We start from the raw sequence: 18,726 nt of genomic DNA on the forward strand, positions 1-18,726 counted from the left end.
GGATTGCCATCAATCTACGGACGAAAGCGAAACGGAACAATTAGCCGAACGGCTAGCTGGTGCGCGCAGCGGCGGCTCGCGAGAATGCAAGCGTTACGACAGCGGCCTGGCAGGGGGAAGTAAAATGCGAATGCGCTCAGCGCTTTTTCGCGGGGTTGTTCGCACCCGCGCGGCGGAATTCCTCGATCACGTCTTCGAATTCGGAGACGTCCTCGAAGCGTCGATACACCGAAGCAAACCGTACGAACGCGACCTTGTCGAGTTCGCGCAATTCGCCCATGACGAGCTCGCCAAGGCGCTCGCTGCGCACTTCGCGCTCGCCGCTGCCGAGCAATTGATACTCGATACGCGCAACCGCCGCGTCGATCGCATCGGCCGCAACCGGGCGCTTGCGCAGCGCCAGTTGCATGCTCGCCATGATCTTGCGGCGGTCGAATTCCGTGCGGCTGCCATCCTTCTTGACGATCGAAGGCATCGCCAGCTCGACCCGCTCGTACGTCGTGAAACGCTTGTCGCAGGCCGGGCAGCGGCGGCGGCGCCGGATCGCGGCGCCGTCTTCGGACACGCGCGAGTCGACGACCTGCGTGTCTTCGTGCCGGCAAAAGGGGCAGCGCATGGGTTATCGCCTGGCTTAGCGGTAAACCGGGAAACGCTTCGTCAGCTCGGCGACCTGCGCCTTCACGCGCTCGATCGTCGCGGCGTCTTCCGGATTGTCGAGCACGTCGGCGATCAGGTTGCCCACCTGCTCGGCTTCCTTCACGCCAAAGCCGCGCGTCGTCATGGCCGGCGAACCGAGACGGATACCGCTCGTCACGAACGGCTTTTCCGGGTCGTTCGGGATCGCGTTCTTGTTGACCGTGATGTGCGCGGTGCCGAGCACGGCTTCGGCCGCCTTGCCGGTGATGTTCTTGGCGCGCAGGTCCACCAGCATCACGTGGCTTTCCGTGCGGCCCGAAACGATGCGCAGACCGCGCTTGACCAGCGTTTCCGCCAGCACGCGCGCGTTGTCAACCACCCGCTGCTGGTAGGTCTTGAATTCCGGCGAGAGCGCTTCCTTGAACGCCACGGCCTTGCCGGCAATGACGTGCATGAGCGGGCCGCCCTGGATGCCCGGGAAGATGGCCGAGTTGATCTGCTTCTCGAACTCCGCCTTCATCAGGATCACGCCGCCGCGCGGGCCGCGCAGGCTCTTGTGCGTGGTCGTGGTGACGAAGTCGGCGTGCGGCACCGGGTTCGGGTAGACGCCCGCGGCGATGAGGCCCGCGTAGTGCGCCATGTCGACCATGAAGTACGCGCCAACCGCCTTGGCCACCTTGGCGATGCGCTCGAAGTCGATACGCAGCGCGAATGCCGACGCGCCGGCGATGATCAGCTTCGGCTTCGTTTCATGCGCGCGCTTTTCGAGCGCGTCGTAGTCGATGTCTTCCTTGGCGTCGAGGCCGTAGCTCACGACGTTGAACCACTTGCCGCTCATGTTCAGCGCCATGCCGTGCGTGAGGTGGCCGCCCTCGGCGAGGCTCATGCCCATGATGGTGTCGCCCGGCTTGAGTACGGCGAAGAACACGCCCTGGTTGGCCTGCGAGCCCGAGTTCGGCTGAACGTTCGCGGCTTCGGCGCCGAACAGCTGCTTCACGCGGTCGATCGCGAGCTGCTCGACGATATCCACGTTTTCGCAGCCGCCGTAATAGCGCTTACCGGGGTAGCCTTCGGCGTACTTGTTGGTGAGCTGCGAACCCTGCGCGGCCATGACCGCGGGCGAGGTGTAGTTTTCCGACGCGATGAGCTCGATGTGCTCTTCCTGGCGGCGGTTCTCGAGTTCGATCGCCTTGAAGAGTTCGGGATCGACGTTGGCGATGGTGCTTTCGGCTCTGTCAAACATACGGATTCCGTTAAGTGTGTTCAGGTTGACCGGGTCTCGCGCGGAACGCGTAGCGGGTACGCGGCGCTGCTGGCGAAGAGGCCAGCCTTGACGTGGCGAAAGGAGGTGCCGCACACGCGAGGCAGGGCAGCCACGGCAGCGCAAACGAAAGCGCGCGAAATCAGGCTGCCCAGGCGAACGGCAAAACGGCACCCTGCGCTTCACGGTGGGTCGTTCCACCTTGGGTCCCCAATAACGAGCGCATGGTTACCGCCTATGCCGCCGTTCCGGAACCCTATCGCCAGTCACGCAGGGATTGAGCGCGTTAGTTTATTGGAACGGCAGGGAATAGGCAACCGCCCGCCCCCAGTGCGCTCGGCCGCTCCGCGGCCTGTGGCGCGCCGGGCGGCGCCTCGTGCCCTGGGGCCCGCGCGCGTACCGACCGTTTCTTGCCGCAATGCGGCATTGCAAGTAGGCTCTCCCCTTTTCTCGCCTTCTATCGACCAGAGAGCCCCCATGATCGTTTTCGTCACCGGCGCGTCCGCAGGATTCGGCGCCGCCATCGCCCGCGCCTTCGTGAAGGGCGGCCATCGTGTCGTCGCCACGGCTCGCCGCAAGGACCGCCTCGACGCCCTCGCCGCCGAACTCGGCGACGCCCTCCTGCCCTTCGAGCTCGACGTGCGCGACCGCGCGGCGGTCGAAGCCGCACCCGGCGCGCTGCCGCCCGGATTCGCCGGCATCGATGTGCTGGTCAACAACGCCGGCCTCGCTCTCGGCGTGGAGCCGGCACAGAGGGCTGACCTCGACGAGTGGGAAACCATGATCGACACCAACTGCACGGGCCTCGTGCAGGTCACTCACGCGTTTTTGCCCGGCATGGTCGAGCGCAACCGCGGCCACATTTTCAACCTCGGTTCGGTGGCGGGCCGCTGGCCGTATGCGGGCGGCAACGTCTACGGCGCCACCAAGGCGTTCGTGCGCCAGTTCAGCCTGAACCTGCGCGCGGACCTCGCGGGCACGGCACTGCGCGTGACCGACATCGAGCCGGGCCTGTGCGGCGGCACCGAGTTCTCGAACGTGCGCTTTCGCGGCGACGACACGAGGGCGGCCAACGTCTACAAGGACGTGCAGCCGCTCACGGCCGAGGACATCGCCGATTCGATCTACTGGATCGCCACGCGCCCCGCGCACGTCAACATCAACACGATCGAACTGATGCCCGTGGCCCAGACGTTCGCCGGCACCAGTGTGCACCGAGGCTAAAATTACCTTACAAAATTAATACTTACGTCAGTCGTACGAAAGACGTAGGGGCCTCCCGTTCCGGTAGAATGCGCGGCATGGAAAATTCCACCAGCAAGCCGGACGCGGTGTCGTCACCGGCCGCGCGCGGCTTTACATGGCCGGTGCGCGTCTACTACGAGGACACCGACGCGGGCGGCATCGTGTTTTACGCGAATTACCTGAAGTTCTTCGAACGCGCGCGCACCGAATGGCTGCGCGCGTGCGGCGTCGATCAGCGTCGGCTCGCCGAGGAAACGGGCGCGCTGTTCGTCGTGCGCAGCACCGCGCTCGACTACCGTTCGCCCGCGCGCCTCGACGACGTCGTCACTACCGTAACCCGCGTGGAGAAACTGGGCCGCGCTTCGGTCGACTTCGTGCAGGAAGCGTGGCGCGAGAACACGCTGCTCGCCACGGGCACCATTCGTGTCGCCTGCGTCGACAGCACAGTCATGCGCCCCGCACCGATTCCGGCCCCCGTTCATGAAGCCTTGCAACGTGGACCACAGAAAGACGTGCACGCCGTGTCAACGGCAGCGCAGTAATTACCGTTGATACGACGCCAGTGAACTCGCGCCGGTCAATGCAGGACCAAGCAGGGTTCGGCCGCGACGGCGCGAAAGCTTCCCAACCGCCTACAGGAAGCCTTGCGTTGTCTTGCAGCCGCTCGCCCCTTTCGGGACGTCACAACGAACCTATATGAACACTACACAAGATCTGTCGATCATTTCTCTCGTTCTTAATGCGAGCATACTGGCACAGGCGGTGATGGGGCTTCTTCTGCTCATGTCACTGATTTCCTGGACTTTCATCTTCCGCAAGTGGTTTGCGATCCGCCGGGCGCGGTCGCAGACTGAGCGCTTCGAGCGCGACTTCTGGTCAGGCGGCGACCTGCAGGCGCTCTACCAGAGCGCAGCCAACAACCGTCACACGATCGGCGCGCTCGAGCGTATCTTTGAGTCGGGCATGCGCGAATTCCTGAAGGCGAAAGAGAAGCGCCTGAACGATCCGAGCCTCGTGCTCGACGGCGCCCGGCGCGCAATGCGCGCCGCCTTCCAGCGCGAAATGGATGCGCTCGAGGCGAACCTGTCGTTTCTCGCTTCGGTCGGCTCGGTGAGTCCGTACATCGGTCTTTTCGGCACGGTCTGGGGGATCATGAACGCGTTCCGCGGTCTCGCGAACGTGCAGCAGGCCACGCTCGCGAACGTCGCGCCCGGCATCGCCGAAGCGCTGACGGCGACCGCGATCGGTCTGTTCGCCGCCATTCCGGCGGTGGTCGCGTACAACAGCTACGCGCACGACATCGACCGTCTGGCGATCCGCTTCGAAACCTTCATCGAAGAGTTTTCGAACATCCTGCAGCGTCAGGCCCACTAATCTTCACGAAGCAAGGAGTCGAAGATGGGAGGCTCAGTCCGTTCGAGCATGCGAGGCAGCCGCTCGCGCCGTGCGATGGCCGACATCAACGTCGTGCCGTACATCGACGTGATGCTGGTGTTGCTCGTGATCTTCATGGTGACCGCGCCGCTCGTGGCGCCGTCCATCGTCAATCTGCCGACCGTCGGCGGCGCGTCGCAGCAGCAGCAGGTGCCGCCCGTCGTGGTCAATATTCGCCCCGACGGCAATCTGAGCGTACGCTACAAGGATGACTCCGGCGCCACGCAGCAGCAGACCATGACGCGCGCCGATCTCAACGGCTTCGTCGCCGATCGCGAGCAGAGCCATCCCGACCAGCCCGTCGTGATCGCCGCCGACAAGTCCGTCAAATACGAGACGGTGATGAACGTGATGTCCGACCTGAAGTCGCATGGCGTCAAACGTGTCGGACTGCTCGTCAAATCGCAATGATCCGCAAGAACGATTCGTATCCGCTGCAGCCTCCGCGAGAGCGTGGCACGGGACGTGCTATCGCCCTCGCGGTGCTGATGCACGTGCTGCTCGGTCTGCTCCTCTATCACGGCATTCACTGGCAGAACAGCACGCCGGCGGGTGAAGAAGCGGAACTGTGGACCGAGGTGCCCGACCTGTCCACACCGAAGCCGCTGCCGCCGCCCGCGCCGGTTGCCCCTGCCCCGCCGCCGCCGCAAACCGAGGAAGCCGACATTGCGCTGCAACAGCAAAAGCGTAAGCAGCAGGAAGCGCAGCGCGAGGCGCAACTGGCCGAGCAGCAGCGTCTGAAAGCCCAGCAGGAAGCGGAAGCGAAGCGTCAACAGCAGCTCGCGGCCCAGCAGGCTGCACAGCTCGCGGCGCAGCAGAAGGCGCAAAAGCTCAAGCAGCAGCAGGAACAGCAGCAAGCCGCGGCAGAGAAGCAAAAGCAGCAGCAACAGCAGCAGGACGCGCTCAAGAAGCAGCAGCAGGAAGAAGAGCAGCAAAAGCAGGCGAAGCTCGACGCGCAGAAGAAGGCCGACGCCGAGAAGGCCGCCAAGGCGAAGGCGCAGGCTGACGCCCAGGCGAAGAAGCTCGACGCGGAACGCCGCGCTCGCATCGCGCAGATGCAAGGCTCGATGGGCGGCGGCGAAGGCACGAGCGGCAACGGTCTTGCGAAGAGCGGCACGGGCAGCGGCTCGGGCGGCAACGCGACGTCGCCGGGCTACGCCGACAAGGTGCGCCGCCGCGTGCGTCCGAACATCGTGTGGTCGGGCGAGACGTCGGGTCTCGAAACGGAAATCGCGGTGCATTGCTCGCCGACCGGCACGCTGCTTTCGGCGGCGATCACGCGCAGCAGCGGCAACTCGTCGTGGGACGACGCCGCGTTGCGTGCAGTCCAGCGCTCGGATCCGATGCCGCAAGACACGGATGGCAAGACGCCTTCGAGCTTCAAGATCACCTTGCGCCCGGCAGGTTAATGGCGTGCGCAAGGCGCAGAAAGGTTGAGGAAAGCCGCCGCGCAACAGTGGCTAAAAAGGAACGATTCGAACGTTTTCCGGTCAGTCTGCTGTTGCTCGTTATGACAAAATTGCTTTTTTCAGGAAATATCACAGCATGACATTGATGACGAAGCTTGGCCTGCGAACCCTCGTCGCGTCCTGCCTGATCACGGCGGGCGGCGCGGCAAACGCACAACTCAACGTCCTCGTCACCGGCGTGGGCTCGACCCAGTTCCCCATCGCCACGGCTAACTTTGCCGGTGAAGCGAATTCGCCCGAGCAGGTCGCGGCCATCGTGCGCGCCGACCTGCAACGCAGCGGGAAATTCACCAATATCGACGCCGGCAGCGCACCGATCTCGGAAAACGACTCCGTCGACCTCGGCAGCTGGAAGGCCAAGGGCGCCAATGCGTTCGTTGCGGGCAGCGTGAACAAGCTCGCCAACGGCCAGTACGAAGTGCGCTTCAAGCTCTACGACACCGTAAAGGGCGAAAGCCTCGGCGGCCTCGTGCTCACGAGCCCGGCAAGCGGCCTGCGCATGAGCGCGCACAAGGTTGCGGACTACATCTATCAGAAGCTGCTCGGCGATCGCGGCGTGTTCGCCACGCGTCTTTCGTACGTGATCAAGACGGGCGGCCGCTTCCAGTTGCAGGTTTCGGACTCCGATGGACAAGACGCGCACATCGCGCTGTCGAGCCCCGAGCCGATCATCTCGCCGGCCTGGTCGCCCGACGGCACCAAGGTCGCTTACGTATCTTTCGAAAAGAAGAAGCCGATCGTCTACGTGCACGACCTGCCGACGGGTCGCCGCGTGATCATCTCGGACCAGAAGGGCAACAATTCGGCGCCGGCATGGTCTCCTGACGGCCGCACGCTCGCGGTAGCACTGTCGCGCACGGGCAACACGCAGATCTTCGCCGTCAATGCCGACGGCTCCGGCCTGCACCGTCTCACGCAAGGCACGACGATCGACACCGAACCCAACTACTCTCCTGACGGACGCTGGATTTATTTCACGAGCGACCGCGGCGGCCAGCCTCAGATCTACAAGATGCCGGCCCAGGGCGAAAGCGCCGGAGCGGCACAGCGTGTGACGTTCACGGGCAACTACAATACGAGCCCGAAGGTCAGCCCGGACGGCAAGCAACTGGCGTACATCTCACGCACGGGCGGCGGATTTAAGCTGTACATTCAAGATCTGCAGTCCGGTGTCGCCACGGCGCTCACTGACACGACACATGACGAATCGCCCAGCTTCGCGGCGAACGGTCAGTACATTCTTTACGCCACACAGGTGAACGGCCGTGGCGTGCTGGCTGCTGTATCGACCGACGGTCGTACGCGGCAAATCCTGTCCGTTCAGGGCGGCAGCGTACGCGAGCCGTCCTGGGGTCCTTTTATGCAATAACACTTCAGGAGAGAAAAAATGATGTCGAAGAAAGTACGCCTGGCCTTGGCCGTGTTGATGATCGGTGCACTGGCAGCGTGCAAGTCGGGTGTCAAGGAAACGAACCCGAACGCCGGTGCGATGAACACCCAGCCGAACCCGAACGCGGTCGCCCAGGTGAACGTCGATGAGCTGAACAACCCGAACAGCCCGCTCGCCAAGCGCAGCGTGTACTTCGATTTCGACAGCTACGCCGTCAAGGACGACTACCAGTCGCTGCTGCAAGCTCACGCACAGTACCTCAAGACGCACCCGGAACGTCATGTCCTGATCCAGGGCAACACCGACGAGCGCGGCACGAGCGAATACAACCTGGCGCTGGGTCAGAAGCGTGCTGAAGCGGTCCGTCGCGCCCTCTCGCTGATGGGCGTGCCCGATTCGCAAATGGAAGCCGTCAGCCTCGGCAAGGAAAAGCCGGTCGCAACGGGCCACGACGAAGCATCGTGGGCACAGAATCGCCGTGCTGACCTCGTGTATCAACAGTAATTGAGCATTGGATGAAGGGGCGTATGTCGCACCGTTTCTCCCCGCTGCGCGCAGCCGCAGCCGCCTGCGTGGCTGGCGTCGCCTTTGCGGCGCTGCCCGCTCACGCGGGTATCTTCGATGACGATCAGGCGCGCCAGGCGATTCTCGACCTGCGCGCGAAAACGGATAGCCTGTCCAGCCAGCTGTCCGCCGCTCAACGCACGATCCTCGACCAGTCCAACCACCTCGACCAGCTCAACCAGCAGGTCGCGACGTTGCGCGGACAGAACGAGGATATGGCGAACCAGTTGGCGACCCTGCAGAAGCAACAGAAGGACTACTACACGGATCTCGACACGCGACTCAAGAAGTTCGAGCCTCAGCAGGAGACCGTGGACGGCATGCAAGGCACGGTTCAGCCGGGTGAGATGGACGCGTTCAACGCCGCTTCGCAGCAGTTCCGCAACGGCGACTTCAAGAACGCGGCGGCATCGTTCCGTAGCTTCATCGCGAAGTTCCCGCAGAGTCCTTACCAGCCGACCGCGCAGTACTGGCTCGGCAACGCGCTCTATGCGCTGAAGGACTACAAGGGGTCGACCGCGACGTGGCAGAACGTCGTCAACAAATACCCGCAGCATCCGCGCGCCCCCGAGGCGCTACTGGCCATTGCGAACAACCAGATCGAGCAGGGGCAAAAGGCTGCGGCCAAACGCACGCTCGAGCAGGTCGTTTCCCAATACGGCAACTCGGATGTCGCCCAGACGGCGCAGAGCAAGCTTTCACAGCTCAAATAAGCGCTGCTGGCTGGTTTTGGCGTGACGTGGCGATGGCGTAATGCCAACACCGCGAAATGCGCCTCTCGCATACAGGGAAGGCCCGGGGCGCGGTGTGCTCCGGGCGCTTCCATCGGCTTTATGGCGGCAAAGGTTGACGCGTTAGCCATGCGCCGCTATAATCCCGCTTCTCTTTTGGGTCGTTAGCTCAGCTGGTAGAGCAGCGGACTTTTAATCCGTTGGTCACAGGTTCGAATCCCGTACGGCCTACCAAAGCATCAAACAAAAAGCCCAGTCTTCGGACTGGGCTTTTTGCTTTGCAGCGTACGGCGCAAGCTCAAGCGGTCTGAGAGGCTCGGCGCGCGAGCATGCGTCCAGCATGTATACTCCCTCCTCCCCGCCGTCCCATCCCCGCTGCACAGCACGTCATCATGAAGTTCACGACCCCTGCCTGCGCCCTGCTCGCGCTTTTCTGGCTCAGTCTGCGCGTTCAGGCGCAAGTTCAACCGCAACCCGAAGACTACTCATACCTGCGCCGCATTCGCGTGCCGGACGCCGTCGTCAATTGCGTTGCCGCGCTCGACCAGTGGGTGCATAAGGCGCAGCGCTACGATTCGCTGCTCGTGCCCGATCGGCGCGCCCTCTCGGCGACGATCGAGCAGCCCGCGACCGCCAATGCCACGCCCGCGCCCGCGCCCGCCGCGAGCGACGCGCTCACGCCCGTCCCGTCCATCGACACGCTGATTCACTTGCGCGCGTTCGCCAAGGTCCGCGGCAAGTACGCCTGGGTGCCCGTGAAGGCCACCTGCGGGATCTGGCATTCGCACGTCGTCGACGTCGCGCTGTCGCCGCGCGGCACGCACGCAACGTCGCCAATCCACTGACGACACTTCGTCGTCCTTAGCGCCTCCCGCAACAAAAAAGCCCGCACGCCAAACGGCGCACGGGCTTCGCATCGAGCGACGCGCGGCCCATGCCGCGCGCAAACTCAGTCTGCCTTGACGCCTTCCACCTGGATCTGCAGCGTCGTAGCCGTCTTGAAGCCATACGACTGGCCCCAGTTCACGCCGTAGTCCGCGCGGTCGAATTGCGCCGATGCATCCGCGCCACACACTTCACGCTTGAGCATCGGGTTCTGGAAGCACTTGAACGAGTCGATCTTCAGGTTCAGCGGCTTCGTCACGCCATGCAGCGTGAACGAGCCGATCACTTCCACCGGCTTGTCGCCTTCGAAGCGGATCGACGTGCCCTTGTAGGTGGCCGTCGGGTACTTCGCGGTGTCGAGGAATTCGGCCGAGCTCACGTGCTTGTCGAGCTTCGCGTTGCCGGTATCGATCGACGATGCGTCGATCGTCACGTCCACCGTGCCCGTCTTCGCCTCGCGGTCGAGCGTGACCGTGCCCGAGCTCTTCGTGAACTTGCCGCGCCACACCGAGACGCCGCCGAAGTGATCGGCTTCGAAGCTCGGATACGTGTGCATCGGGTCGAGGTTGTAGGTCGTGGCGGCTGCGAGCGCCGGTGTGGCGACGAAGGCTGCGAGCGAGGCGGCAACGGCCGCGGCGAAAATCGTGGTCTTCATGAATCGATTCCTGGTGCGGGAGAAACTGGGTGAAAAAGCGATGCCGTACGCGCGTCAGTGCGCGGCGGACACGATGTGAAACTTGATTTGCACGTCGTCGGCGACGATCGAGGTGTCCTTCCACTCGCCCGAGCCGATGCCGTAAGCGAGACGCTTGATCGGCAGTGTGCCGTCGAACACCTGGTTGGCGCCGTCCTTGCGGTACTGCACCGGCACGACGACGTCGGTCGTCTTGCCCTTGATGGTCAGCTTGCCGGTCACCGCGAACGCGCCGTTCGCGGCGGGCTTGATCTGCGTGGAGACGAAGGTCGCGTGCGGGAAATGGGAAGCGTCGAACCACTCGTCGCCGGCGACTTCCTTGTTGTATTCCGGCGCGCCGAGGTCGAAGCTCGCCACCTCGACGTCGAGCTTCGCGCTCGAGGCTGCGACGTTCGCCGGATCGAAGCGGACGTCGGCGGTGAAGTGGTTGAAGCGGCCTTCGACCGGCACGTTCATTTGCTTGAACACGGCGCTCACGGAGTTCTTCGCGACTTCGGCCGCAGCGCTGGCGTTCGTGGCGAAGGTCGTGGCAAAAGCCGCGCCGGCGGCGAGCGCCGCGCCTAGCGCGACGACGGAAGCGGTATGGGCAAAACGCTGGATCATGGGCAGTCGGTCCAAGGTGGGAGACAACGGGGAAACGGAGTCGGCGCATGCGCGCCGCGAAGTCAGTCGCGCGGCGTGCCGAACGGCAGCATGCGAGAGAGGATGTTCTGGCGGTCGAACAACTGGTGCTTGATGACGGCGAGCACGTGCAGCACGACCACGGTGAGCAGGGTGTAGTTCAGCGAGATGTGCACGACGCGCAGCACGCCCTTGAGCGCGGTGTCGGGGCCGATCAGCACGGGCATCGGCCAGATGCCGAGGTACACGACCTGAATGCCCGCCGCCGAGCTATAGAGATAACCCGTCACCGGTATCGCAACCATCAACACGTAAAGCGCGGTGTGGCCGAGGTGCGCGGCGAGCCGTTCCCAGCCATGCATGGAGCCAGGCAGCGCGGGCGCGGTGTGCGTGAGACGCCAGAGAATGCGCACGAGCACGAGCGCAAGCACGGTTACGCCAATCCACTTGTGCCACGAGAAGTAGCGCAGCTTCGTGGGCGTGATGCCCGCAATGTCGGTCATGACCCAGCCGAGCGCAAAGCCCCAGACGATCAGCGCGGCGATTAGCCAGTGCAGCAGCATGGCAACGCCGTTATAGCGGCCGGCGGGCTTGATGTGCGGGTTCATCGGCATACGACTCCATTATTCGAGGTGTGCACTTTACCCGGCGAAACCTATTCAAACAATCGTCTAAAATGGATGGTTATCATCCACTTTTTCGATAGCTCAAAAAGGACCGCACCTCGTGGACCGCACCTCGGACCGCTCCCCTAGCCTCGAGCAGCTGCGCGCGCTGATTGCCGTCGCGGAAACCGGCAGCTTCTCGGCGGCGGCGCGCCAACTCGACCGCGCGCAATCGGTGGTCAGCTATACGATCGCCAATCTCGAGGCGCTGCTGGGCGTCGCGCTGTTCGAGCGCGGCAAGCGCAAGCCGGAACTCACGGCCGCGGGCCGCGCAATTCTCGCCGACGCGCGCCGCCTCGATCTGCTCATGGGTCAGCTTAACGCCAAGGCGGCCGGACTGCAGAGGGGGCTCGAGGGCGAGGTTTCGCTCGCCGTGGACGTGATGTTTCCGTCGCAGCGCCTCGTCGAGGCGCTGCAGGCGTTCGCGTTCACGTTTCCCACCGTCGCATTGAATCTCACCATGGAAGCGCTCGGCGGCGTGCTCAAGCTCGTGCTCGACGGCGACTGCGCGGTGGGGATCAGCGGGCCGAACCATAACTGGCCGCACGTGATCGAGGCGCAGTCCATCGGCACCGTGGAACTCGTGCTCGTGGCCGCCCCCTGCCATCCGCTCGCCAGGGCGGAGCAACCCATACGCATTTCGGATGCGCGCGAGCACACGCAGCTGGTGCTCACCGACCGCAGCCGCCTCACCGAAGGCCAGAACTTCGGCGTGTACAGCAATCGCGCGTGGAAGCTCGGCGACCTCGGCGCCAAGCACCGGCTGCTGCTCGCAGGCCTCGGCTGGGGGTCGATGCCGAAACACCTCGTGCAAGCCGATCTCGAGGCCGGGCGGCTCGTGCGCGTCGCGCTCGCGGACCGGCGCTCGGTGAGCTACAACATCTCGCTGATCCATCGCACCGACGCGGCGCGCGGCCCCGCCAGCGAGTGGCTCTGCCACTACCTCACGCAAGGCACGCCGCCGCAGGCGCCGCTGCCCGACGCGCGCTGAACGCTGAACGGGCGGGGAGCGATGCGTGTGCGGGTTGTACGAATGCAGTCCCGCGCACGCCTGAATGTCGCCCTGGCGAGGTAAGGCGCGCCACCCGCTTCAGCCCTTCCTCGCCCGGGCAGGCTTGTCAGCCTTGGCCGCCTTGGCGGGCGTCGCCGCCACCGCCGTCGCTGGCGCCGCGGCTGGCGCCACGCCCGACCAGCCCGGCAAATAACGCGCGTCAGGATCGTGAGCGTGCGATAGCGCTTCGGCGAGCGCCGCGTCGAAGTCCTTGCGCAGGCGCGTTTTGGATACCTTGCGGCGCAGATAGTCGGCCCACAGGAATTCGCTGAACGGCGTCGTGTCCTTCGCGTAGCCGCCCGACATGCGCAACTCGCCCGCGAGGCTACGATACGGATCGTCGGCAAGACCGAGGAGCTGCTTGGGCAACTGGTCGAATTCGCAGCGCTCGCCCGCAGCATCGAACGGATGCACCCACTGGTCGTGCTCCATCATGCGCCAGAAGATGGTGGGCTCGAGCCACGAAAGATCCTTGAGCACGGTCACCCGCACGCTTTCCACCGATTCTTCGAGCCACGCGCGGCCAAGGTGGTGATGATCGACCACGTAGTAGCGCGACTTCGGCCCCAGCACGGCGGGAAACCAGTGCGAGTCGATGGCCGCCGCGCGCCCCTTCTTGTCGAGCGTCTGCCAGTGCGCGCGCTTGGCGTTCACCTCACGAAAGCCCACCGTGATCTGCGTGGGACGCAGCTCGTCGAGCTTCACGGTGATGAGACGGAGATCGGTATTCGGCAGGTTCATGGCGGGCCTCCTGTTTAGTGTCGGTTGGTTTCGGGGTCGATCGCGCAACGATACAGCCGAACGGCCATGCATGCCGCATCAAGCGATCGCGCGCCGCGCGCGTGTGCGCCGGGGTCAACCCTGAGACGGCCGGGCACGCTGGATGCACGCTTTCGCCGCTTCGCCTATAAATGCGCCAAGGGACAGACTGCGCGTACCACGGCGCCCGTCATGCTCCCGCCGCTGTCAGTTGCACGTCTTCCAGGCTCAACCAACGACACAAGCGAGGGCATTTTGGATCTCGAAACCATCCGCGTATTCCTCATGACCCGAGGCATCGACTTCGGGACCAAGGTCCTGGCGGCAATCGTCCTGTGGATCATCGGACGGTGGGCCATCAACCTCCTCGCCGGTGTGCTGCGCAAGGTGCTCGCGCGCAACGAGCGCGTCGATCCCACGCTCGCGCATTACCTCAGTTCGATCCTCGCCGCCGTGTTGAACCTGCTGCTGGTCCTCGCGATCCTGCAGGTGTTCGGCGTGCAGACCACCTCGTTCGCGGCGCTCCTCGCCGGTCTCGGCCTCGCCATCGGTACGGCGTGGGGCGGCCTGCTCGCGCATTTCGCGGCGGGCGTGTTCATGCAGGTGCTGCGCCCGTTCAAGGTTGGCGACTTCGTGACGGCCGGGGGCGTGACGGGCACCGTGAAGGAACTGGGCATCTTCGGCACGACCATCATCTCGCCCGACAACGTGGTCAACATCGTCGGCAACAACAAGATCTTCTCGGACACCATCTCGAACTACAGCGCGACGCCCGTGCGCCGCGTGGAGCTGACCGCGAAGATCGCCAACGGCGTCGATCCCGTCGACGCCGCCAGCCGCCTGCGCGCAGCCATCGCGAAAATTCCGAACGTTGTACAGGAGCCGCCGCCCGACGTCGAGATTCTCTCGTTCACGCCCGAAGGCCCGCTGCTGGCCGTGCGGCCCTACACCAGCAACGACAGCTACTGGCAGGTCTATTTCGACACCAACCGCGCGATTGTCGAGACCTTCAAGGATGCGGGCTACCCCACGCCCGAAACGCCCTCGATCATTCGCCGCGTGGGCGCCTAGCGCGCCGCATACGACGCGAGCGCCAAAACAAAACGGCATCGCCTGCGCAGGCGATGCCGTTTTTTGATTGCGGTGCGGCCTGAAGGCGCCGCTCGCTCAACCGCCGTTGGGCTTGCGCACCGCGCCGCTGCGCGAGTCCTTGCGCAGCATCTTCCACACGCCGCCGATCAGGATCGGCACGATCGCCGCGCCAATGCCGACGAGCACGATCACGTTGAGGTACTGGCGAATGAACGGAATGTTGCCGAAGAAGTAGCCGAGCAGCACGAGCAGCAGCACCCAGAACAGCGCGCCCGTGACCGTGAAGAACTGAAAGCGTCGCATAGGCATTTGCGAGACGCCCGCCACGAACGGTGCAAACGTGCGTACCACAGGAATGAAGCGCGCGAGCACGATGGTCTTGCCGCCGTGGCGTTCGTAGAATTCGTGCGTTTTCTGCAGCGCGGCGCGGTCGAGGAAGCGTTCGAGGACGGGAATGTGCGTGTTGAACACCTTCGGCCCGATGGCGCGCCCAATCAGAAAGTTCACGGTATTGCCGAGGACCGCCGCCACGAGCAGCAGAACGATCAGCACGCCGAGATTCATTTCGTGCGTGGCGGCAAACGCGCCGCCGATGAAGAGCAGCGAGTCGCCGGGCAGGAACGGCAGCACCACGAGGCCGGTTTCGCAGAACACGATCAGGAACAGCACCGCGTAGACCCAGCCGCCGTATTGCTGGATAAAGACACCGAGAAACTTGTCGATGTGCAAGACAAGATTGACGAACTGCAGGAGCGTATCCAAAAGTGTCCCTTATTGAGCGTGGGCCGCGCGCCTGAAAAAGCGCGTTCGCCCTGTGTTGCGCGAGAAGCCAAATTGACCGCGCCATGATACCGAAAGTGCCCGCGCGCCACGAAAATTTCCCGCTAATTTCGGTGAATTTGCGCACAAAGCGCTGCTAGATGAGGGTTTCGCGAGCGCTGAAGCGCGCCGGGTCGGTTAGCGCCGACTCGCTATAATTGCGCGCATGTCTTCGAATTCCGAACCCACCGGCGCCGTGCCGAATTCCGCCAGCAACGCCGACACTGCGAGCGCGACCAGCGCCACACTCGCGTCGCGTGCCGCGCAGCCCGCGCGCGCGATCCTGGCGCTGCCCGACCAGCTCATCAGCCAGATCGCCGCGGGTGAAGTGGTCGAGCGGCCCGCCTCCGTCGTCAAGGAACTGCTCGAAAATGCGCTCGACGCAGGCGCGAGCACGCTGCGCATCCTGCTCGACGAGGGCGGCGTCAAGCGCATCTCCATCGCCGACGACGGCTGCGGCATTCCCGAAGCCGAACTCCCGCTCGCGCTCATGCGCCACGCCACGAGCAAGATCCGCTCGCTCGCCGAACTGGAGAGCGTCGCGACGCTCGGGTTCCGGGGCGAAGCGCTGGCGTCGATCGCCTCGGTGGCGCAGATGTCGATCACGAGCCGCAGCGCCGACGCGCCGCACGCCGTGAAGATCGAGGGGCACACCGGCGCGGTTTCGCCGGCTGCGGGCGGCCAGGGCACGACCATCGAAGTGCGCGAGCTGTATTTCAACACGCCCGCGCGCCGCAAGTTCCTCAAGAGCGAGCAGACCGAACTGGGCCATTGCCTCGAGATGATCCGCCGCAGCGCGCTCGCGCGCCCGGACGTCGCGATCTCGGTGCTGCACAACGGCCGCGCGGTCGAGCACTGGAACGCGAGCGATCCGGCCACGCGCGTCTCGAAGATCCTCGGCGAAGTGTTCGCCACGGCGCATCTTCCGCTCGACGAGCGCGCCGGGCCGCTCGCCGTCTACGGTTGTGCGGGCCTGCCTACGGCGAGCCGCAACCGCGCCGACCAGCAATACTTCTTCGTGAACGGCCGTTTCGTGCGCGACAAGCTGCTCACGCACGCGGTGCGCTCGGCGTATGAGGACGTGCTGCACGGCGAGCGCTACCCGTCGTACGTGCTGTTCCTCGACCTGCCGCCCGAAGCCGTCGACGTGAACGTGCATCCCTCGAAAATCGAAGTGCGTTTCCGCGATTCGCGCTCGATTCACCAGTTCGTGTTCCATGCCGTGCAGCGCGCGCTCGCGCGCCACGCGGGCGCCTCGCCCGAGACGACCTCGGGCGGCCATGCCGCCGCGCTCATCGAGCCGCGGGCGTTGCCGGGCGCCGGGGTGCTGGGCGCCTCGGTCGGGCTCGCTTCGGGCGCGGCCGACTCCGCGCGCGCGGGCGCAGCGCCGGGCGCGGCGGGCGGCTTCAGCGCGGACGGCAGGTTCGGCACCGCGAGCGTGGCGAGCAGCTTCGGCGGCGGCGCGGGTGGCCTGCCTTCGCGCGCGTCGGGTTTCGGCCAGCCAGGCGGCGGCGATGCGGGCGCGAGCAGCGGTAACACCTGGCTGCGCCAGTCGCGCATGACGCAAGGCAGCCTGCCAGTCGCGCAGCCGCTCGCACTTTATGACGCGTTGTTCGGCCGCAAGGATCTCGGCGCCGGCACGGCGCAAGGTTCGAGCGTGCCGCAGGCGCAAGACGGCGCAGCCGGTGCCGCCCGTGCCGCCGGTGCGTTCCCCGCCGGCGCGCCCCACGCCGCCTTCGAAGCCGGCGAGGACCACCCGCTCGGCTTCGCGCTCGGCCAGGTCCACGGGATCTACGTGCTCGCGCAGAACGCGCGCGGCCTCGTGATCGTCGACATGCACGCCGCGCACGAGCGCATCCTGTACGAGCAGTTCAAGCAGGCCCTCGCCGAACGCTCGCTCGCTGTGCAGCCCTTGCTGATCCCGATCTCGATGACAGCCGATCCCGTCGAAACCGGCACCGTCGAAGAAGAAAAGGCCACGCTCGAAGCGCTGGGCTTCGATCTCGCCGTGCTCTCGCCGACCTCGATTGCGATCCGCGCGGTGCCCGCGCTCCTCAAGGACGCCGATCTCCAGGCGCTCGCGCGCGCCGTGCTCGCCGATCTGCACGCGTACGGCGGCTCGCGCGTGCTCACCGAGCGCCAGCACGAGATGCTCGGCACGCTCGCCTGCCATCACGCGGTGCGCGCGAACCGGCGTCTCACGCTCGACGAAATGAACGCGCTCCTGCGCCAGATGGAAGCCACCGAGCGCGCCGACCAGTGCAACCACGGCCGGCCGACCTGGTACCAGCTCACGCTCGCCGATCTCGATCGGCTCTTCATGCGCGGTCAATGACGCAGTCCACGAAACAAGAAAGCGGCGCGTTGCCGGTTGCCTGTCTGCTCGGCCCCACGGCCTCGGGCAAGACGGCGGCCGCGCTCGCGTATGCCGCGCAGTCGGCGGCGCGCGGGCGCATGGTGGAGATCGTGAGCGTCGATTCGGCGCTCGTGTATCGAGAGATGGACATCGGCACCGCGAAGCCGAGCGCCGCGGAGCGCGCGGCCGCCCCGCATCATCTGATCGATATCGTCGATCCTCTGGACGCCTATTCCGCCGCCGACTTTCGCGCCGACGCGCTGCGCGTGACGGGCGAGATCGTCGCGCGCGGGAACGTGCCGCTGCTCGTGGGCGGGACGATGCTCTACTACAAGGCGCTCACGCAAGGCCTGAACGACCTGCCCTCGGCGGATCCGGCCGTGCGCGCGCAACTCGACGCCGAGGCCGCGCGCGATGGCTGGCCCGCCATGCATGCCCGCCTCGCGCAGGTCGATCCCGCCACGGCTGCGCGCCTCGCTCCGAACGACTCGCAGCGCATCCAGCGCGCGCTCGAAATCTTCATGCTGAGCGGGCAGCCCATGTCAGTGCTGCTCGCCACGCCGTCCACGCGCGAGGATGAAGCCGCGCGCTACCGCTTCGTGCCCGTCGCGCTCGAGCCGTCCGATCGCAGCGTGCTGCACGCGCGCATCGAAGCACGCTTCGACGCGATGCTCGCGGGCGGTCTCATCGACGAGGTGAAGGCGCTGCGCGCGCGCGGCGACCTGAACCCCAACCTGCCGTCCATGCGCTGCGTGGGTTATCGCCAGGTTTGGGAATACCTCGACGGCGAAGTCGATTACGACATCATGCGCGACAAGGGCGTGTTCGCCACGCGCCAGCTCTGCAAGCGCCAGCTCACATGGCTGCGCGCCATGCCGGAGCGCATCGTGGTGGATTGCTGCGCGCGCGATGCGAGCGCACAGGCCGTCGCGGCAGTCGCGCAGATTGGCGGCTAAGCCCGCCGCTCCCCTTTCCCACCCTCTGCTGCCGGGCGCTTTGTGCGCCACAGCATCCCCGCTCGGCCGGCAGGCGGCGCGCGTCGGTGCGCTGCACG

General features: G+C 65.3%; 19 protein-coding genes, 1 tRNA gene, 1 pseudogene and 1 riboswitch. Of the genes and pseudogenes, 14 read left to right on the top strand and 7 right to left on the bottom strand.

Annotated features, from left to right (window positions below; genetic code table 11):
• Positions 1–136: 136 nt before the first annotated feature.
• Positions 137–616 carry a transcriptional regulator NrdR gene (nrdR, locus tag M3I53_RS16830; RefSeq protein WP_133182723.1) on the bottom strand — a complete coding sequence of 160 codons (480 nt, stop codon included), beginning with the start codon at positions 614–616 and terminating at the stop codon, positions 137–139.
• Between the two features lie 15 nt (positions 617–631).
• A complete protein-coding gene (gene glyA / locus M3I53_RS16835) occupies positions 632–1,879 on the bottom strand; it encodes a serine hydroxymethyltransferase (RefSeq protein ID WP_254317036.1) in 1,248 nt (415 codons plus the stop codon).
• A 160-nt stretch (positions 1,880–2,039) separates the two neighbouring features.
• Positions 2,040–2,177: riboswitch (ZMP/ZTP riboswitch) on the bottom strand.
• Positions 2,178–2,374: 197 nt separating this feature from the next.
• Between glyA and ydfG the strand changes: the two genes are divergently transcribed.
• The 10 genes from ydfG (at position 2,375) to M3I53_RS16885 (ending at position 9,575) form a co-directional block, all read left to right on the top strand.
• Positions 2,375–3,121, top strand: a complete 747-nt coding sequence (gene ydfG, locus M3I53_RS16840; RefSeq protein WP_254317037.1) for a bifunctional NADP-dependent 3-hydroxy acid dehydrogenase/3-hydroxypropionate dehydrogenase YdfG — start codon at positions 2,375–2,377, stop codon at positions 3,119–3,121.
• A 68-nt stretch (positions 3,122–3,189) separates the two neighbouring features.
• Positions 3,190–3,684, top strand: a complete 495-nt coding sequence (gene ybgC, locus M3I53_RS16845) for a tol-pal system-associated acyl-CoA thioesterase (RefSeq protein WP_254317038.1) — start codon at positions 3,190–3,192, stop codon at positions 3,682–3,684.
• A gap of 154 nt (positions 3,685–3,838) precedes the next feature.
• A complete protein-coding gene (tolQ, locus tag M3I53_RS16850) occupies positions 3,839–4,516 on the top strand; it encodes a protein TolQ (protein ID WP_028205324.1) in 678 nt (225 codons plus the stop codon).
• A gap of 24 nt (positions 4,517–4,540) precedes the next feature.
• On the top strand, positions 4,541–4,987 hold the full coding sequence (gene tolR, locus M3I53_RS16855) for a protein TolR (RefSeq protein ID WP_035513412.1): 447 nt from the start codon (positions 4,541–4,543) through the stop codon (positions 4,985–4,987).
• Positions 4,984–5,985 (top strand): cell envelope integrity protein TolA, encoded by a 1,002-nt coding sequence (gene tolA, locus M3I53_RS16860; RefSeq protein ID WP_254317039.1) that lies wholly within the window; start codon positions 4,984–4,986, stop codon positions 5,983–5,985. Before tolR ends, tolA begins: the two co-directional genes overlap by 4 nt.
• Before the next feature lie 136 nt (positions 5,986–6,121).
• On the top strand, positions 6,122–7,414 hold the full coding sequence (gene tolB / locus M3I53_RS16865) for a Tol-Pal system beta propeller repeat protein TolB (protein ID WP_110384286.1): 1,293 nt from the start codon (positions 6,122–6,124) through the stop codon (positions 7,412–7,414).
• 18 nt (positions 7,415–7,432) lie between these two features.
• Positions 7,433–7,939 (top strand): peptidoglycan-associated lipoprotein Pal, encoded by a 507-nt coding sequence (gene pal / locus M3I53_RS16870; protein WP_042266217.1) that lies wholly within the window; start codon positions 7,433–7,435, stop codon positions 7,937–7,939.
• A 23-nt stretch (positions 7,940–7,962) separates the two neighbouring features.
• The gene (ybgF, locus tag M3I53_RS16875; protein ID WP_254317040.1) at positions 7,963–8,712 is read left to right on the top strand and encodes a tol-pal system protein YbgF; all 750 of its coding nucleotides are present in this window, start codon (positions 7,963–7,965) and stop codon (positions 8,710–8,712) included.
• Positions 8,713–8,888: 176 nt separating this feature from the next.
• A tRNA-Lys gene (locus M3I53_RS16880) sits at positions 8,889–8,964 on the top strand.
• 158 nt (positions 8,965–9,122) lie between these two features.
• A complete protein-coding gene (locus tag M3I53_RS16885; RefSeq protein WP_254317041.1) occupies positions 9,123–9,575 on the top strand; it encodes a BspC domain-containing protein in 453 nt (150 codons plus the stop codon).
• A 104-nt stretch (positions 9,576–9,679) separates the two neighbouring features.
• On the opposite strand, the gene M3I53_RS16890 is transcribed toward M3I53_RS16885, so the two are convergent.
• From M3I53_RS16890 to M3I53_RS16900, 3 genes are all read right to left on the bottom strand, one after another.
• Positions 9,680–10,270: a YceI family protein gene (locus M3I53_RS16890; RefSeq protein ID WP_254317042.1), complete on the bottom strand. Its 591-nt coding sequence runs from the start codon at positions 10,268–10,270 to the stop codon at positions 9,680–9,682.
• Positions 10,271–10,324: 54 nt separating this feature from the next.
• Positions 10,325–10,912: a YceI family protein gene (locus M3I53_RS16895; protein ID WP_254317043.1), complete on the bottom strand. Its 588-nt coding sequence runs from the start codon at positions 10,910–10,912 to the stop codon at positions 10,325–10,327.
• A gap of 62 nt (positions 10,913–10,974) precedes the next feature.
• Entirely contained in the window at positions 10,975–11,544 is a 570-nt protein-coding gene (locus M3I53_RS16900; protein ID WP_375542541.1) for a cytochrome b, read from the bottom strand.
• Positions 11,545–11,656: 112 nt separating this feature from the next.
• On the opposite strand from M3I53_RS16900, the gene M3I53_RS16905 reads away from it, so the two are divergent.
• Positions 11,657–12,586 carry a LysR family transcriptional regulator gene (locus M3I53_RS16905; RefSeq protein ID WP_254317045.1) on the top strand — a complete coding sequence of 310 codons (930 nt, stop codon included), beginning with the start codon at positions 11,657–11,659 and terminating at the stop codon, positions 12,584–12,586.
• 180 nt (positions 12,587–12,766) lie between these two features.
• On the opposite strand, the pseudogene M3I53_RS16910 reads toward M3I53_RS16905, so the two are convergent.
• Positions 12,767–13,387, bottom strand: a pseudogene (locus M3I53_RS16910) (ParB-like protein); the annotation flags it as partial.
• A gap of 273 nt (positions 13,388–13,660) precedes the next feature.
• Here M3I53_RS16910 and M3I53_RS16915 point away from each other — a divergent pair.
• The gene (locus M3I53_RS16915; RefSeq protein WP_254317046.1) at positions 13,661–14,476 is read left to right on the top strand and encodes a mechanosensitive ion channel family protein; all 816 of its coding nucleotides are present in this window, start codon (positions 13,661–13,663) and stop codon (positions 14,474–14,476) included.
• Positions 14,477–14,572: 96 nt separating this feature from the next.
• On the opposite strand, the gene M3I53_RS16920 is transcribed toward M3I53_RS16915, so the two are convergent.
• The gene (locus M3I53_RS16920; protein WP_254317047.1) at positions 14,573–15,259 is read right to left on the bottom strand and encodes a DedA family protein; all 687 of its coding nucleotides are present in this window, start codon (positions 15,257–15,259) and stop codon (positions 14,573–14,575) included.
• 223 nt (positions 15,260–15,482) lie between these two features.
• On the opposite strand from M3I53_RS16920, the gene mutL reads away from it, so the two are divergent.
• Positions 15,483–17,651, top strand: coding sequence for a DNA mismatch repair endonuclease MutL (gene mutL / locus M3I53_RS16925; RefSeq protein WP_254317048.1), 2,169 nt, complete (start codon positions 15,483–15,485; stop codon positions 17,649–17,651).
• The gene (gene miaA, locus M3I53_RS16930) at positions 17,648–18,628 is read left to right on the top strand and encodes a tRNA (adenosine(37)-N6)-dimethylallyltransferase MiaA (RefSeq protein ID WP_254317049.1); all 981 of its coding nucleotides are present in this window, start codon (positions 17,648–17,650) and stop codon (positions 18,626–18,628) included. The genes mutL and miaA overlap by 4 nt, the downstream gene beginning before the upstream one ends.
• Positions 18,629–18,726: the final 98 nt, after the last annotated feature.

The organism is Paraburkholderia sp. CNPSo 3272, assembly GCF_024206495.1.
Classification (GTDB): domain Bacteria; phylum Pseudomonadota; class Gammaproteobacteria; order Burkholderiales; family Burkholderiaceae; genus Paraburkholderia.

Bases quoted from the DNA above. Each gene is read 5' to 3' on its own strand.
- pal (WP_042266217.1), top strand. From the start codon at position 7,433: ATGATGTCGAAGAAAGTACGCCTGGCCTTGGCCGTGTTGATGATCGGT.
- glyA (WP_254317036.1), bottom strand. From the start codon at position 1,879: ATGTTTGACAGAGCCGAAAGCACCATCGCCAACGTCGATCCCGAACTC.
- mutL (WP_254317048.1), top strand. From the start codon at position 15,483: ATGTCTTCGAATTCCGAACCCACCGGCGCCGTGCCGAATTCCGCCAGC.
- ydfG (WP_254317037.1), top strand. From the start codon at position 2,375: ATGATCGTTTTCGTCACCGGCGCGTCCGCAGGATTCGGCGCCGCCATC.
- M3I53_RS16890 (WP_254317042.1), bottom strand. From the start codon at position 10,270: ATGAAGACCACGATTTTCGCCGCGGCCGTTGCCGCCTCGCTCGCAGCC.
- M3I53_RS16900 (WP_375542541.1), bottom strand. From the start codon at position 11,544: ATGCCGATGAACCCGCACATCAAGCCCGCCGGCCGCTATAACGGCGTT.
- nrdR (WP_133182723.1), bottom strand. From the start codon at position 616: ATGCGCTGCCCCTTTTGCCGGCACGAAGACACGCAGGTCGTCGACTCG.
- ybgF (WP_254317040.1), top strand. From the start codon at position 7,963: ATGTCGCACCGTTTCTCCCCGCTGCGCGCAGCCGCAGCCGCCTGCGTG.
- tolQ (WP_028205324.1), top strand. From the start codon at position 3,839: ATGAACACTACACAAGATCTGTCGATCATTTCTCTCGTTCTTAATGCG.
- tolB (WP_110384286.1), top strand. From the start codon at position 6,122: ATGACATTGATGACGAAGCTTGGCCTGCGAACCCTCGTCGCGTCCTGC.
- tolA (WP_254317039.1), top strand. From the start codon at position 4,984: ATGATCCGCAAGAACGATTCGTATCCGCTGCAGCCTCCGCGAGAGCGT.
- M3I53_RS16885 (WP_254317041.1), top strand. From the start codon at position 9,123: ATGAAGTTCACGACCCCTGCCTGCGCCCTGCTCGCGCTTTTCTGGCTC.
- tolR (WP_035513412.1), top strand. From the start codon at position 4,541: ATGGGAGGCTCAGTCCGTTCGAGCATGCGAGGCAGCCGCTCGCGCCGT.
- miaA (WP_254317049.1), top strand. From the start codon at position 17,648: ATGACGCAGTCCACGAAACAAGAAAGCGGCGCGTTGCCGGTTGCCTGT.
- ybgC (WP_254317038.1), top strand. From the start codon at position 3,190: ATGCGCGGCATGGAAAATTCCACCAGCAAGCCGGACGCGGTGTCGTCA.
- M3I53_RS16895 (WP_254317043.1), bottom strand. From the start codon at position 10,912: ATGATCCAGCGTTTTGCCCATACCGCTTCCGTCGTCGCGCTAGGCGCG.